A 14,573-nucleotide genomic window follows, 5' to 3' on the forward strand; every position below is an offset into this window, starting at 1 on the left:
GTGACCTCTCCCGTCCCCGACGGCGTCGCGGAGCTCGGCCTCCGCGAACGCAAGCGCATCGCGACCCGTCGCGCCATCCAGCTCGCCGCTCTCGAGCTGGCGAGCGAACGCGGCTTCGATCGGGTGACGGTGGATGAGATCAGTCACGCCGCCAACGTGTCGCCTCGGACCTTCTTCAACTACTTCCCGTCGAAGGAGACGGCGATCATCGGGGAGCTCCCCGAGCTGCCGGACGAGGAGAGCATCGAGCGGTTCATCCAGGCGGGCCCGGAGGAGCCCATCCTCGACGGGATGAGCACCCTGCTCATCGCCGCGATCGACACCGGCGACCTCGGCGACCCGGTCCTGCCTGGCGAGAAGACGGCCAGCGCCCAGGAGTTGCACGTGCTCCGCCGCGCGCTCCTGAAGGACAACCCCGAGCTGTTCGCGCAGCGGATGGCGAGCATGCACACCTTCGAGGACGCGCTGAGCGCGGTCGTCCAGCGGCGGCTGGCCCACGACGATCCCGAGCTCGCCGCTGATCAGGAGGCGCTGCATCAGCGCGCCCGCCTGGTCACCTACGTCGCCTTCGCGGGGATGCGGCACGCGTGGTCGTGCTGGGCCGATCACGGCGGCGTCGAACCGCTGAGCGACCGCCTGCGCGCCTCGTTCGAGCAGCTGCAGGCGCTCGGCGCGCACGTTCACTGACACCGCACCGTGGGGTGGTCGAGACCACCGGCACGGATCGGGTAAGCTATCTGATTGTGTCCGGGCGTCAGCCGCGGCCACGCCGCCCTAGCTCAGTCGGCAGAGCATCTCACTCGTAATGAGAAGGTCAAGGGTTCGATTCCCTTGGGCGGCTCCGAAGAACGACGAAGGCCCGCGCACTGCGCGGGCCTTCGTCGTTCTCGCCTGGCGGTGTCCAGGTACGCCGGGTACCATGCTCGGATGCACGAATCGGACTCTACCGACGACTCGCATGTCTCGAATCCCCCCACTTCGCCCACGTCCCGCACGGGACGGCGGGCCGCAGAGACGAACCCCGGCGATGGCGGCATCCGCTCCGCGGCCTCCGGTGCGGTCTCGGGGATCCTGACCGCGATCAGGAAGCACCCGAAGGCATGGATCGCCGGCGGCGCCGCCGCGGCGTTCGTCATCCTCGGCACCGGGAGCGTCGCGCTCGGCGCGACCGTCGGCGGGTCCTCCGCTGTCGCGGCCTCCACGCCGACCGCGACGGCCTCCGCCACGCGCACGCCGACACCGAAGGCCACGCCGACCCCGACCGCAGACCCCGCGCGGCCGGTCCCGGCCGCCCAGCCGGCGGCCAGCCGCATCCGGACGTGCTCCGTCGCCTCCCTCGCCCAGGACGGCCGGCTCGGCAACCTCGAGGCGCAGGTCGTGAACGCCAAGACCGGGCAGGCGCTCTTCGACCGCAATGGCACCACGGCCGGTCCGACCGCGTCCGTGCTGAAGACCCTCACCTCGGCCGCCGCTCTCGCGACGCTCGGACCGGACTACCGCGTCTCCACCACCGTGGTCGCGGGGAGCGCCCCCGGTCAGGTCGTGATCATCGGCGGCGGCGACGTCACGCTCTCGCGCCTCCCCGGCGGACAGGGAGCGTTCTACACGGGCGCTCCCTCCATCCAGGACCTCGCCGCGCAGACCAGGCAGGCTCTCGGCGGGCAGCCGGTGACGTCGATCGTCGTCGACACCTCGCTGTTCGGAGGCCCGGTCTGGCAGCCCAGCTGGGACGAGCACGAGGAGCGCGTCGTCGAGGGCTCGACGCCGTACATGACCTCGCTGATGGTCGACGGCGACCGCGACGACCCCGGTGCGGTCGAGTCGCCGCGCAGCACCGACCCGGTAGCACGGGCCGTGCAGTACTTCCAGCAGTACCTCGGCACGAACGTCCCGGTCAGTGCGGGAGCGGCACCGGCGGGAGCGAAGCAGCTGGCCGTCGTGCAGTCGCAGCCGGTGACGACGCTCATCGAGCAGGCGATGAAGTACTCCGACAACACGATCATGGAGGAGCTGGCCAGGCTCGTCGCGATCAAGACCGGAGCGGGCAACACGTTCGACGCCGAGAACGCGGGTGTGCTCGCGGGGCTGAAGACGTACGGGATCGACACGACGGGGATCCACATCGCCGACGGCTCCGGCCTCAGCGCCGACAACGCCGTCCCGCCGTCGTATCTGACCCAGCTCTTCATCAAGGTGCTGAACCGGCAGAACGGGTTGGGCGTCGTCTACGACGGCCTCCCGGTCTCCGGGCAGTCCGGAACGCTCGGCCCCGGCTACAACCGGTTCACCGGCGACAGCGCGGCCGCCCGCGGTGCGGTGCACGCCAAGACCGGCTGGATCGACAACGGCTACACGCTCGCCGGCATCGTCGACGCGGCGGACGGCACCCAGCTCACCTTCGCGGTGTACGCGCTCGGCCCGGTGAGCGACAATGCCAAGCAGGCGATCGACGCGCTGGTCACCGGCTTCTACCGGTGCGGCGACAACCTCTCCAACAGCTGACGCAGGAGGCGAGATGGGCAAGGCGCTCTTCATCATCGACGTGCAGAACGACTTCACGGAGGGCGGTGCCCTCGGCGTCGAGGGAGGTGCGGCGGTCGCGGCCGGCATCAGCCGCTACCTCGCCGAGCACGCTTCGGACTACACGATCGTGCTCGCCAGCCGCGACTGGCACGACGGCGACAACGACAACGGCGGCCACTTCGCGACGGACGCCGCGCCGGACTTCGTCTCCACCTGGCCGGTGCACTGCGTCGCCGGGACGCGCGGCGCCGAGTACCACCCCGACCTCGACACCCGGGCGGTCGGCTACCACGTGCGGAAGGGGCAGGGAGTGCCGGCCTACTCCGTCTTCGAGGGACGGACGGACGCTGGATCGACCGTCCACAACCTGCTCGACGAGCACGGGATCGACACCGTGGACCTCGCCGGCATCGCGACCGACTACTGCGTGCGCGCCTCGGCGCTCGACGCCATCGCGCACGGCCAGCGGGTGCGCATCCTCACCCCGCTGGTCGCCGGGGTCGCCCCGGAGTCGTCGTCGGCGGCGCTGGCGGAGCTCGCGCATGCCGGCGCGGAACTGGTCGAGGAGGTCTGACCGGGTTTCCCCGTCCTGCGCCGTGCTCCGCTGGCGGCCTTCGGAGATAGACGCTAGGCTGATTACTAACTTGGCTAGCTAAATCACGGAGGCGAGATGTCGAGCACGTCCACACGCTGGTTGCGGGTCGTGGTGCCCGTCCTCCTCATCCTGGTGTGGCTGGTGCTCGCCGGCTTCGGCGGTCCCACCTTCGGGAAGCTCTCCGGCGTCTCGAGCAACGACCAGGCGGCCTTCCTGCCCGCCAGCGCCGAGTCGACGACGGTGCAGGACTGGCAGAAGCGGTTCACCGACTCCAACGCCATCCCCGCGATCGTGGTCGTGCAGGCCGACGCGAAGATCCCGGCCAGCGACCTCGCACGGTACGCGCAGCTCGGCGAGAGGCTCGGCGAGGTCGACGGTGTGCAGAAGCCCGAGTCGGGACAGGCGACGAGCGTCGCCGGTCCCATCCCGTCCGAGGACGGGAAGGCCATCGAGTTCATCGTGCCCATCGCCGACTCGGACGAGGTCAAGACGGTGGTGGCCGACCTCCGTGGCGTACTGAAGGACGAGCTGCCCGACGGGGCCCAGGGCTGGGTGACCGGGCCCGCCGGCCTCACCGCCGACCTGGTGAGCGCGTTCGGCGGCATCGACGGCATCCTGCTGCTCGTCGCTGTCGCAGCCGTGTTCGTCATCCTGCTGTTGGTCTATCGCGCCCTGCTGCTGCCGTTCCTGGTGCTGCTGACGTCGGTCTTCGCGCTGTGCGCGGCGATTCTCGTCGTCTACTTCTTCGCGCTCTGGGGATGGATCAAGCTGAGCGGCCAGAGCCAAGGCATCCTCTCCATCCTCGTCATCGGCGCAGCGACCGACTACTCGCTGCTCCTCGTCGCCCGCTACCGGGAGGCGCTGGAGCAGAACGCGTCGCGGTGGACGGCGATCCTGCGGGCGTGGAAGGCGGCGTTCGAGCCCATCCTCGCCTCCGGGGTCACCGTCATCATCGCCCTGCTGTGCCTGCTCTTCTCCGACCTCAACTCGAACAAGAGCCTGGGGCCGATCGCGGCGATCGGGATCGTGTTCTCTCTGCTCTCCGCGCTCACGCTGCTCCCGACGCTGCTCGCCGTGTTCGGGCGCGCGGTGTTCTGGCCGTTCCGGCCGAAGTACGCGGAGCACGGCCACGAGCACCGGCACGCCGGCGGCGAGCAGGTGCCGGGGCTCGCCGGCATCCGCGGGATCTGGCGCCGTGTCGGGATGCTCATCGCGCGCCGCCCGCGGGTCACCTGGATCGTCTCCTGCCTCCTCCTCGCGGCCTGCGCCCTCGGACTCACCCAGCTGAAGGCGAACGGCGTCGAGCAGACGGATCTGGTGCTCTCGCAGTCGGACGCGGCCGACGGCCAGAAGGTGCTCGCCGAGCACTTCGACGCCGGCTCCGGGTCGCCCGTGCTGATCGTCGCGCGGGAGTCCGACGCGGACGCGGTCCTCACCGCGACCGAGAAGACGGACGGCATCGCCTCCGCAACGATCTACGCGGGCAACGTGCGGCCGCAGAGCACGCAGCCAGGAGAGGGCGGCCGGCCGGGCGCAGCCCCCGCGCCCGAGCCGATCGTGAAGGACGGACGGGTGCTCATCCAGGCGACGCTCGACTCCGAGCCGGACTCCGCGCAAGCGGAGCAGGTCGTCCGGGAGCTGCGCGAGACGCTGCCGTCGACCGACTCCAGCGTGCTCGTCGGAGGCGTGACCGCCATCGCGCTGGACACGAATGTCACCGCGCAGAGCGACCTCGCGAAGATCATCCCGATCGTGCTCGGCGTCATCCTGCTCATCCTGATGCTGCTGCTGCGCTCGATCCTCGCCCCGGTGCTGCTGATCGGCAGCGTTGTACTCTCCTACGCCGCGGCGCTCGGGGTCTCGGCGCTGGTGTTCAACCACGTGTTCGGTTTCCCCGGCGCGGACGCGGCGGTGCCGCTGTTCGGCTTCGTGTTCCTGGTGGCGCTCGGCGTCGACTACAACATCTTCCTGATGACCCGCGTGCGCGAGGAGTCGCTGCGGATCGGGACGCGTCCCGGGATCCTGCGCGGGCTCGGGGTCACCGGGAGCGTCATCACCTCGGCGGGGATCGTGCTCGCCGCGACGTTCGCGGCGCTCGCGGTCATCCCGATCCTCTTCCTGGTCCAGATCGCCTTCATCGTCGCGTTCGGAGTGCTGCTGGACACGGTGCTCGTGCGTTCGCTGCTGGTGCCCGCCCTGTCTTACGACATCGGGAGGGCGATCTGGTGGCCGTCCCGGCTCTGGCGGGAGGACAGAGTGCACAGCACGGCGGCTGACACCGTGGTCTGACTGGACAATCTGCGCGGTTCCTGGGGCTCGCGTTGCCCGGGTGTCGCGCCGTCCGCGAGAGTTGCAGGCATGACCTCCACGATCCTCGAGCAGGTCTCGGAGCGCGCCGCCGAAGCCGCGCTGCTGCGACGGCTCTACCGGACCATGGCCGCCGTCCGTCGCCTGGACCGGGAGGCGGTGGCCCTGCGCGGCCGCGGCGTCCTCCCGCACTACACCGGCATCCGCGGGCGCGAGGCGGTGCAGGTGGGCGCGACGGCGGCCCTCGACGCCGCCCGTGACGCGGCGTTTCCTGCCGACGACGAGCTGGGCGTCGCGGTCGCCCTCGGTGGCGACGCGGCGGAGGCGCTCGCGCCACGCCGCACGGGGACCGGCGGGTCCGGACTCCGCGGCCCGGTCGCCCACGCCGCCGGCTGGGCGCTCGGCGCCAAGCTCGACCGCACCGGCGGCTGCGCCCTGGTCGGGCTCGGTGCGGGCGCGGGATCCGCCACCGAGATCCGGGAGGCGGTGCGCACGGCGCGCGCGGCGGCGCTCCCGATCGTCTTCCTCTCCACCTCCGGCCGCGGCGAGGGCGCCGGGATGCCCGTCCTCCTCGTCGACGGAGCCGACGTGACCGCCGTGCACCAGGCGACGGCGGACGCGCTGGAGCAGGTGCGCGCCGGGATCGGCCCGATGCTCATCGATGCGGTCCTGCCCGGTCGCGACGCCTGGCCGGCGCGCGACCCGCTGCTGCTCTGCGAGCGCAGGCTGCGCGAGAGCGGCACCGTCGACGATGCGTTCTTCGCCCAGGTCGCCGACACGGCGGACGCCCTCGCGGAGCAGGTGCGCGGCCGTCTCGCCACGGCCTGAAACCGGCGCCCGGGGGATGATGGGGCAATGCGCATCCACGTCGACCGTCACCCGGGTCAGGACCCGGTGCTCCTCGTCCACGGCTTCGCCACCACCGGCGCGCTGACCTGGGAGGCGACCGGCTGGGTCGCGGCTCTCGCCGCAGCGGGGCGCGGCGCCCTGGTGCCGGACCTGCGCGGCCACGGCGCGTCCGAGAAGCCGCACGAGGCGTCCGCCTACTCGCCGGAGCTGCTGGCGCGGGACCTGCTCGCGGTCCTCGACGAGCAGGGGGTCGGCGGCGTCGATGTGATCGGCTACTCGATGGGCAGCTGGGTCGCGCTCGCCCTGGTGGGGCTAGCGCCGGAGCGCGTGCGGCGGGTCGTGGTCGGCGGCGTCGGCACCGTCGAGCAGTTCGGCCGGTGGGGCGTCGCCGACGTGCGGCGCGCCATCCTCGACGGGGTCGACACACTGCCGCCTGAGTCGCCTCTGGCGCCGCTGCTCGCCTCGCTGCGGGAGGCGCCCGGGGTGGACAGGGAGGCGCTCGCCGCGTGCGCGGAGGGGATGGCCGCCCACCCGCTTCCGCTCGCCTCCACCGTGCCCACCCTGCTCGTCGTGGGCGAAGCGGACCCGGTGGCGGAAGGGGTGGACGACGCCGCGGCCCTGCTCGGCGCTGAGCTCGTCGTGCTCCCGCGCCGCAACCACATCACGACGCTCTCCGCGCGTGGTTTCAAGCAGGCTGCGCTCCCGTTCCTGGGAGCTTCGGTCAGCCTGTAGGCGGCCACATGGAGTGGTCGTACGATGTGCGGGGACCGAAGGAGGCCGGATGATCGACAGGCTGGACGCCGAGCTCATCGAGCTGCTGACCACCGAGCCACGGCTCGGCGTGTTCGAGGCCTCCCGGCGGCTCGGTGTCGCCAGGGGCACCGTCCAGGCCAGGCTCGACCGGCTTCAGCGCAGCGGCGTGGTGAAGGACTTCGCCCCGACCATCGACAGCGAGCGGCTCGGCTACCCGGTCACGGCGTTCGTGACCGCGTCGATCGCGCAGGGCGACTCCACCCCGGTCGAGCATCTGCGGGACATCCCCGAGGTGCTGGAGGTGCACACTGTCACCGGCTCGGGCGACCTGATGATCCGCGCGGTCGCGCGCTCGAACGCCGACCTGCAACGGGTGATCGACGACATCCTGAGCGGTCCGGGCATCACCAGGACGTCGACCGTGATTGCGCTGGAGACCAAGATCGACCACCGCTCGGTGCCGCTGGTGCGCTCCGCGGTGGAGGACGAGAGGAATGACTGATGGCGATGGATGAGAAGGCCCTGCTCGAGCGCGTCCCCGACCGCCTGTACATCGGCGGGGAGTGGGTGACGGGATCGGCGGGAACGCTCACCGTCTACGACCCGGCGACCGGCGACGCCATCCGTGAGATCGCGGACGCGTCCCCGGAGGACGGGATCCGGGCGCTGGATGCGGCGGTGGCGGCGCAGGAGGCGTGGGCGGCGACGCCGCCGCGGACGCGGGGCGAGATCCTGCGGCGGGCGTTCGATCTGCTGCAGGAGCGGCGGGACGAGTTCGCGCTGCTGATGACGCTGGAGATGGGCAAGCCGCTGGCCGAGGCCAGCGGCGAGGTGACCTACGGCGGCGAGTTCCTGCGCTGGTTCTCGGAGGAGGCGGTGCGCATCTCCGGCCGGTACGCGACGAATCCGGAGGGGACGGGGCGGATGATCGTCTCGCAGCATCCGGTGGGTCCGTGCTTCCTGATCACGCCGTGGAACTTCCCGCTGGCAATGGCGACCCGCAAGATCGCCCCGGCCCTCGCGGCCGGCTGCACCGTCGTCATCAAGCCGGCCGAGCTGACGCCGCTGACCACGCTGTACTTCGCCAAGCTCATGGAGGACGCAGGGCTGCCGGCCGGGGTGCTCAACGTGCTCACGACATCCACCTCGGGGAAGGTCTCCGCGCCGATCATCGCCGACGCGCGGCTGCGCAAGCTGTCGTTCACGGGCTCGACCGAGGTGGGCAGGCGGCTGCTGCAGCAGGCGTCCGAGAACGTGCTGCGCACGTCCATGGAGCTGGGCGGCAACGCCCCGTTCGTGGTGTTCGAGGATGCGGACCTGGACAAAGCGGTCGACGGCGCGATGCTGGCGAAGTTCCGCAACATCGGCGAGGCCTGCACCGCCGCCAACCGGTTCATCGTGCACGAGGCGGTCGCGGACGAGTTCGCTCGCCGCGTCACCGAGCGGGTGAACGGCCTGCGGGTCGGTCGCGGCACCGAGGACGGGGTGACGATCGGACCGCTCATCAACGCGGACGCCGTGGACAAGGCGGCGGAGCTGCTGCAGGATGCGGTGTCCCGCGGCGCCTCCGTGCTCACCGGCGGGTCCCGGGTCGAGGGCGCCGGCACGTTCTTCGAGCCGACCGTGGTGACGGATGTGCGCGCGGGCAGCGAGATCCTGCGGCAGGAGATCTTCGGCCCTGTGCTCTCGATCGTGCGGTTCGGCGACGAGGACGAGGCGGTCAGGATCGCCAACGACACCGAGTATGGCCTGGTCTCGTACGTGTTCACGAGGGACCTGGCGCGCGGTCAGCGGATGATCGAGCGGCTGCAGACGGGGATGATGGGGCTGAACGTCGGCGTGGTGTCCAACGCCGCGGCACCGTTCGGCGGCGTGAAGCAGTCCGGCCTCGGCCGGGAGGGCGGCTTCGAGGGCATCCACGAGTACCTCAGCACGAAGTACACCCTGACGCCCGACCCGTTCGGAGCCTGAGATGGCAGCGACCGAAGCCGTCATCGTCGACGTCGTCCGCACGCCGTCCGGGCGCGGCAAGCCGGGTGGTGAGCTCTCCGACATCCATCCCGCCGACCTGCTCGCCGGGGTGCTCGAGGAGCTGCTGCACCGCACCGGGGTCGACCCCGCCGTCGTGGACGACGTGATCGGCGGCTGCGTCACCCAGGCGGGCGAGCAGGCGGGCAACATCACGCGGACGGCGGTGCTCAGCGCCGGGTTCCCGGAGAGCGTGCCCGCCGTCACGATCGACCGGCAGTGCGGCTCCAGCCAGCAGGCGGCGGCGTTCGCCGCGCAGGGCGTGATCGCCGGCGCGTACGACGTCGTCATCGCCTGCGGCGTCGAGTCGATGAGCCGGGCGCCGATGGGATCCAACGTCGGGGGCGCATCCCTCGGCGGGGAGCTGCTGCACCAGCGCTATCCAGACGGGCTCGTCAATCAGGGCGTCGCGGCCGAGCTGATCGCCGACCGCTGGGGATTCTCGCGCGCGGAGCTCGACGACTTCGCGGCGCTGTCGCACCAGCGCGCTGCGGAGGCCGCTGCGAGCGGCGCCTTCGACGCTGAGCTGATGCCGGTGCCGACGCCCGACAGCGGCAGCGTGAGCGCCGACGAGACGATCCGGCCGGGGACGACCGCGGAGAAGCTCGCCGCGCTGGCGCCCTCGTTCCGCACCGACGCCCTGGCGGCGCGGTTCCCGCAGCTGGAGTGGCGCATCACGCCCGGAAACTCCTCCCCGCTGACGGACGGCGCCTCGGCCGCCCTGATCATGAGCGCGGAGGCGGCGGCGCGCCTCGGGGTGACGCCGCGGGCGCGCTTCCACTCGTTCGCGGTGGCCGGCAGCGACCCCCTGTTCATGCTGACGGGCATTCTGCCCGCGACCAGGAAGCTGCTCGACCGCAGCGGCGTCCGGATCGACGAGATCGACGCCTTCGAGGTGAACGAGGCGTTCGCTCCCGTGCCACTGCTGTGGCGGCGCGAGTTCGACGCCGACCCCGCGAGGCTGAACCCGCGCGGCGGCGCCATCGCGCTGGGCCACGCGCTCGGCTCGTCCGGAACCCGGCTGCTCGCTACGCTCGTCTCGGAGCTGGAGGCGACCGGAGGCCGCTTCGGGCTGCAGACGATGTGCGAGGGCGGCGGCACCGCCAACGCGACGCTCATCGAGATCCTGCGCTGACGCGCATCCACTCCCCGAACGGAAGGACACCCATGCAGATCGACGGATGCTCTGCCATCGTCACCGGAGGCGCGAGCGGCCTCGGGAACGCCACCGCCCACGCGCTGACCGACGCGGGCGCACGGGTCGTGCTGCTCGACCTGCCGACCTCGGAGGGCGAGAAGGCGGCCACCGCGCTCGGCCCGCACGCCCGGTTCGTCGCCGCCGACGTGACGGACGAGGACCAGGTGCAGGCCGCGGTGACCGCCGCGGGCGAGCTCGGTCCGCTCCGGGTCGTCGTCAACTGCGCGGGCATCGCGACGGCGCAGAAGGTGCTCGGCCGCGACGGCGTGCTGCCGCTGGAGAGCTTCGAGCGCGTGGTCCGCGTCAACCTGATCGGCACGTTCAACGTGGTCCGGCTGGCCGCCGCGGCGATGGTCGAGACGGAGCCGGTGGGGGAGGAGCGCGGCGTGATCGTCAACACCGCCTCCGTGGCCGCCTTCGACGGCCAGATCGGGCAGCCGGCCTACTCGGCGTCGAAGGGTGGTGTCGCCGCGATGACGCTGCCGCTCGCCCGCGAGTTCGCGCGCAGCCTGATCCGGGTGGTGACGATCGCCCCCGGCATCTTCGAGACGCCGATGATGGCGGGGCTCCCGCAGGCGGCGCAGGACTCCCTTGCGGCGCAGGTTCCGCATCCCGCGCGTCTCGGCCGCCCGACCGAGTACGCGGCGCTCGTCCGCCACATCGTCGACAACCCGATGCTCAACGGCGAAACCATCCGCCTCGACGGCGCCATCCGCATGCAGCCCAAGTAACCGCAACCGCCGAGTACGCAGAGAATCGCACGAAAACCGCCGAGTACGGAGAGAATCTTCGTACTCGGCGGTTTTCGGTTGGGACTCGGGGCTACAGGGCGGAGTGGGACTCGAGGAACGTGTAGACGTCCGAATCGTCGACCCCGGGGAACGAGCCGGAGGGCAGGGGCGAGAGGATGTGCGCGTGCAGCCGCGCGCTCGGCCACGCCTTGCCCGCCCAGCGGCTGGAGAGGTCGGACGCCGGCCGCTTGCAGCACGACTCGTCCGGGCAGCGGGATTCGGTGCGCACCGTCGTCTCCCGGCCGCGGAACCACTTCGCCTGGTCGAACGGCACCCCGACGCTGATCGAGAAGCCGCCCTCCGCCGTGGAGCCGACCTGCGTCGCGCACCAGTACGTGCCGGCGGGCGTGTCGGTGTACTGGTACATCTCCGTCGTGCGGTTGGTGTGCGTGAACGCGGTGCGCGCGCCCCACTTGCGGCAGACGACCTGGCCCTCGATCGAGCCGGTGACGTCGGTCGGCAGCGGCAGTCCGTCGTTCTCGTAGCCCTTGTAGAGCGCGCCGTCGTCGCCGACGCGCAGGAAGTGCAGCGGCATGTCGAGATGCCGGGTCGCCAGGTTGGTCAGCCGCAGCGCCGCGGCCTCATGGGTCACCCCGAACGCGTCGCGGAAGTCCTCGACCGCGAGGTCCTTGTCCTTCTTCGCCTGCTCGAGGAAGGCGACCGCCGCCCGCTGCGGCATCAGGCAGCACGCCGCGAAGTAGTTGATCTCCAGCCGTTGCCGGAGGAAGTCGGCGTAGCTCGCGGGTCGCTCGTGCCCGAGCAGCCGATGCGCCATCGCCTGCAGTGCCATCGACCGCAGGCCGTGGCCGCCGGGGATGGACGCCGGCGGCAGGTAGATGCGGCCGTTCTCCAGGTCGGTGATGGAGCGCGTGGAGTGCGGGAGGTCGTCCGCGTAGATCAGTTCGAAGCCCAGCTGCTCGGCCATCACGCTCACCTCGCGGTGGGTGAGCGCGCCGCGCACGTGGCCCGACGCCTTCACCCGCTCCTCGGCGAGGTCCTCGATCTCGGCGATGTAGTTGTCCTTGCCGCGCATCCGCTCCCGGAGCTCTGTGTTCGCCCTGCGCGCCTCCTCCGGCGTCGCGATCGCCTCGGACGCTCGGCGTGCGAGCTCCCGGTGCAGGCCGACCAGCGCCTCCAGCGTCTCGGTCGGGGTGCCCTTCGTCGGCTTGACCGCAGGCAGGCCGAGCGACCCGTACAGGGTGCCGCGCTGCGCCCGGGCGAGCTCGATCTCCAGGGCCGCGCGCTCGTCCGGCGGCTCCGCGGAGAGCAGGTCGGCCAGCTGCACGCCGAGCGCGGCGGCGATGCCCGACAGCAGGGTGACCCGTGGCTCGCGCTTGCCGTTCTCGATCAGGGAGAGCTGGCTCGGGGCGACGCCGGTCGCGGCGCCCAGCTCGTCGAGGGTCATCCCGCGGCTGGTGCGGAAATGCCGGATCCGGTGGCCAAGGGTGGCGACGTCAGCGTCCATCCCTTCACGATAGCTAAAGAATCGCGATTCTTTCGACACCGAATCGGGTTCCGAGCGCGGATTCCTCGCGGATGCTGGATGTACAGCCGATCTTTCAACCGAGAGGACAGACGGAATGACCATCGCCGAGCTTCCGCTCACCGAGCTCGACGGGCCCTCCGGGCTCGACTCCCTGCACGCCTGGGTGGACGACATCGCAGCCCTCACCCAGCCCGACGAGATCGTCTGGTGCGACGGCTCCCTCGGTGAGGCCGACCGTCTCACCAAGCAACTCGTCGCCGAAGGCAAGCTCATCCGGCTCAACCCGGAGTGGCGCCCGAACAGCTTCCTGGCCCGCACCGATCCCGGCGACGTCGCCCGGGTCGAGGACCGCACGTTCATCTGCTCGGTGGACGAGGCGGACGCCGGGCCCACCAACAACTGGCGCGAGCCGGAGGGGATGCGCGCCGAGCTGCGCGAGGTCTTCGCCGGCAGCATGCGCGGCCGCACGATGTACGTCGTGCCGTTCTCGATGGGACCGGTCGGCGGGCCGCTCTCGCAGGTCGGCATCGAGATCACCGACTCGGCCTACGTCGCCGTGAGCATGGGGATGATGACCCGCGTCACGAGCACCGTTCTCGACCTCATCGAGGCCGGTGCGCCGTGGGTTCCCACCGTGCACAGCGTCGGTGCCCCGCTCATCGACGCCGGCGGCGTGCGCCACGAGGACGTCGCCTGGCCGTGCAACGAGACCAAGTACATCGTGCAGTTCCCGGAGACCCGCGAGATCTGGTCGTACGGCTCGGGATACGGCGGGAACGCCATCCTCGCCAAGAAGTGCTTCGCGCTGCGGATCGCCTCGGTGATGGCGCGCGACGAGGGCTGGCTGGCCGAGCACATGCTGATCGTCAAGGTGACCTCGCCCGAGGGCCGGGTGTTCCACTTCGCGGCGGCGTTCCCGTCGGCGTGCGGCAAGACCAACCTCGCGATGCTGAAGCCGAGCATCCCGGGCTGGACGGTCGAGACCATCGGAGACGACATCGCCTGGCTGCGGCAGGGTCCGGACGGCAGGCTGCGCGCGATCAACCCGGAGGCGGGGTTCTTCGGCGTCGCCCCCGGCACGGGCGAGCTGACCAACGCGACGGCGGTGGAGACCCTCTGGGGCAACACCATCTTCACCAACGTGGCGCTGCGCGACGACGGCGACGTGTGGTGGGAGGGCCTGACCGAGGAGCCACCCGCGCACCTCATCGACTGGAAGGGCGAGGACTGGACGCCGGCGAGCGGCCGACCCGCCGCGCATCCCAACTCGCGCTTCACGGTCTCTGCCGCGCAGTGCCCGGCGATCGCGGACGACTGGGATGCGTTCGACGGGGTGCCGATCGACGCGATCCTGTTCGGCGGCCGCCGCGCGACGAACGTCCCGCTGGTCGCACAGGCCAGGGACTGGAAGCACGGCGTCTACATCGGCGCCACGATCTCGTCGGAGAAGACCGCCGCGGCGGAGGGCACCGTCGGCGAGCTGCGCCGCGACCCGTTCGCGATGCTGCCGTTCTGCGGTTACAACATGGCCGACTACTGGGGCCACTGGCTCCGGATCGGCGAGAAGCTCGGGTCGGACGCGCCCGCGATCTTCCAGGTGAACTGGTTCCGCAAGGGCGACGACGGCCGGTTCCTGTGGCCGGGCTTCAGCGAGAACGCGCGCGTGATCGAGTGGATCGCGCGCCGCGTCGAGGGCAGCGCGGACGCCGTGGAGACGCCGATCGGCCGTCTGCCCGTCCCCGAGCAGCTCGACCTGGACGGCATCGAGCTCCCCGCGGAGGACCTGGAGGCGCTGTTCGAGGTCGACCCGGAGAGCTGGCTCGCCGAGTGCGACCTGACCGAGGAGTTCTTCGACCGCTTCGGAGCCCGCGTCCCGGCCGCACTGCGCGCCGAGCTCGCGTCGCTCCGGTACCACCTCCGCGCCTGACCGCGGACGGACCGCAGCCGGACACGGAATCCCGTGTCCGGCTGCGGCGTTTCCGGGGCATCCCTCGCCGCCTCGTCGCGCGGTGAGCGAGACGTGCAACCGGCCGTCGCGTGCCG

Annotated in this window: 12 protein-coding genes and 1 tRNA gene; 12 read left to right on the plus strand and 1 reads right to left on the minus strand. The window is 71.4% G+C overall.

What is annotated here, in order from left to right; translation table 11 throughout:
* The 11 genes from AAME72_RS11745 (at position 1) to AAME72_RS11795 (ending at position 10,984) form a co-directional block, all read left to right on the plus strand.
* Entirely contained in the window at positions 1 to 687 is a 687-nt protein-coding gene (locus AAME72_RS11745) for a TetR family transcriptional regulator (RefSeq protein WP_348786740.1), read from the plus strand.
* A gap of 81 nt (positions 688 to 768) precedes the next feature.
* Positions 769 to 841 (plus strand) — tRNA-Thr (locus AAME72_RS11750).
* 86 nt (positions 842 to 927) lie between these two features.
* Positions 928 to 2,502: a D-alanyl-D-alanine carboxypeptidase/D-alanyl-D-alanine-endopeptidase gene (gene dacB, locus AAME72_RS11755; RefSeq protein ID WP_348786741.1), complete on the plus strand. Its 1,575-nt coding sequence runs from the start codon at positions 928 to 930 to the stop codon at positions 2,500 to 2,502.
* A 13-nt stretch (positions 2,503 to 2,515) separates the two neighbouring features.
* Positions 2,516 to 3,097 carry an isochorismatase family protein gene (locus tag AAME72_RS11760; protein ID WP_348786742.1) on the plus strand — a complete coding sequence of 194 codons (582 nt, stop codon included), beginning with the start codon at positions 2,516 to 2,518 and terminating at the stop codon, positions 3,095 to 3,097.
* Between the two features lie 96 nt (positions 3,098 to 3,193).
* Positions 3,194 to 5,407 (plus strand): MMPL family transporter, encoded by a 2,214-nt coding sequence (locus AAME72_RS11765; protein WP_348786743.1) that lies wholly within the window; start codon positions 3,194 to 3,196, stop codon positions 5,405 to 5,407.
* 69 nt (positions 5,408 to 5,476) lie between these two features.
* Positions 5,477 to 6,253 carry a thiamine pyrophosphate-dependent enzyme gene (locus AAME72_RS11770; RefSeq protein WP_348786744.1) on the plus strand — a complete coding sequence of 259 codons (777 nt, stop codon included), beginning with the start codon at positions 5,477 to 5,479 and terminating at the stop codon, positions 6,251 to 6,253.
* A gap of 27 nt (positions 6,254 to 6,280) precedes the next feature.
* Entirely contained in the window at positions 6,281 to 7,006 is a 726-nt protein-coding gene (locus AAME72_RS11775) for an alpha/beta hydrolase (protein WP_348786745.1), read from the plus strand.
* Between the two features lie 49 nt (positions 7,007 to 7,055).
* Positions 7,056 to 7,529, plus strand: a complete 474-nt coding sequence (locus AAME72_RS11780; protein WP_348786746.1) for an Lrp/AsnC family transcriptional regulator — start codon at positions 7,056 to 7,058, stop codon at positions 7,527 to 7,529.
* Between the two features lie 5 nt (positions 7,530 to 7,534).
* Positions 7,535 to 8,998, plus strand: a complete 1,464-nt coding sequence (locus AAME72_RS11785) for an NAD-dependent succinate-semialdehyde dehydrogenase (RefSeq protein ID WP_348790124.1) — start codon at positions 7,535 to 7,537, stop codon at positions 8,996 to 8,998.
* A gap of 1 nt (position 8,999) precedes the next feature.
* Positions 9,000 to 10,190 (plus strand): thiolase family protein, encoded by a 1,191-nt coding sequence (locus AAME72_RS11790; RefSeq protein ID WP_348786747.1) that lies wholly within the window; start codon positions 9,000 to 9,002, stop codon positions 10,188 to 10,190.
* A gap of 32 nt (positions 10,191 to 10,222) precedes the next feature.
* Positions 10,223 to 10,984: a 3-hydroxyacyl-CoA dehydrogenase gene (locus tag AAME72_RS11795; RefSeq protein WP_348786748.1), complete on the plus strand. Its 762-nt coding sequence runs from the start codon at positions 10,223 to 10,225 to the stop codon at positions 10,982 to 10,984.
* Between the two features lie 91 nt (positions 10,985 to 11,075).
* Here the strand turns inward: AAME72_RS11795 and AAME72_RS11800 are convergent, their stop codons facing one another.
* Positions 11,076 to 12,509, minus strand: coding sequence for a helix-turn-helix domain-containing protein (locus AAME72_RS11800; protein ID WP_348786749.1), 1,434 nt, complete (start codon positions 12,507 to 12,509; stop codon positions 11,076 to 11,078).
* 115 nt (positions 12,510 to 12,624) lie between these two features.
* Between AAME72_RS11800 and AAME72_RS11805 the strand changes: the two genes are divergently transcribed.
* Positions 12,625 to 14,457: a phosphoenolpyruvate carboxykinase (GTP) gene (locus tag AAME72_RS11805; protein WP_348786750.1), complete on the plus strand. Its 1,833-nt coding sequence runs from the start codon at positions 12,625 to 12,627 to the stop codon at positions 14,455 to 14,457.
* Positions 14,458 to 14,573 lie beyond the last annotated feature (116 nt).

Source organism: Leifsonia sp. NPDC080035, from assembly GCF_040050925.1.
In the GTDB taxonomy this organism is placed as follows: domain Bacteria; phylum Actinomycetota; class Actinomycetes; order Actinomycetales; family Microbacteriaceae; genus Leifsonia.

Excerpts from the sequence above, each read along its gene's own strand:
- AAME72_RS11790 (WP_348786747.1), top strand. The coding sequence starts at position 9,000 with ATGGCAGCGACCGAAGCCGTCATCGTCGACGTCGTCCGCACGCCGTCC.
- dacB (WP_348786741.1), top strand. The coding sequence starts at position 928 with ATGCACGAATCGGACTCTACCGACGACTCGCATGTCTCGAATCCCCCC.
- AAME72_RS11775 (WP_348786745.1), top strand. The coding sequence starts at position 6,281 with ATGCGCATCCACGTCGACCGTCACCCGGGTCAGGACCCGGTGCTCCTC.
- AAME72_RS11780 (WP_348786746.1), top strand. The coding sequence starts at position 7,056 with ATGATCGACAGGCTGGACGCCGAGCTCATCGAGCTGCTGACCACCGAG.
- AAME72_RS11760 (WP_348786742.1), top strand. The coding sequence starts at position 2,516 with ATGGGCAAGGCGCTCTTCATCATCGACGTGCAGAACGACTTCACGGAG.
- AAME72_RS11770 (WP_348786744.1), top strand. The coding sequence starts at position 5,477 with ATGACCTCCACGATCCTCGAGCAGGTCTCGGAGCGCGCCGCCGAAGCC.
- AAME72_RS11785 (WP_348790124.1), top strand. The coding sequence starts at position 7,535 with ATGGATGAGAAGGCCCTGCTCGAGCGCGTCCCCGACCGCCTGTACATC.
- AAME72_RS11805 (WP_348786750.1), top strand. The coding sequence starts at position 12,625 with ATGACCATCGCCGAGCTTCCGCTCACCGAGCTCGACGGGCCCTCCGGG.
- AAME72_RS11765 (WP_348786743.1), top strand. The coding sequence starts at position 3,194 with ATGTCGAGCACGTCCACACGCTGGTTGCGGGTCGTGGTGCCCGTCCTC.
- AAME72_RS11800 (WP_348786749.1), bottom strand. The coding sequence starts at position 12,509 with ATGGACGCTGACGTCGCCACCCTTGGCCACCGGATCCGGCATTTCCGC.
- AAME72_RS11795 (WP_348786748.1), top strand. The coding sequence starts at position 10,223 with ATGCAGATCGACGGATGCTCTGCCATCGTCACCGGAGGCGCGAGCGGC.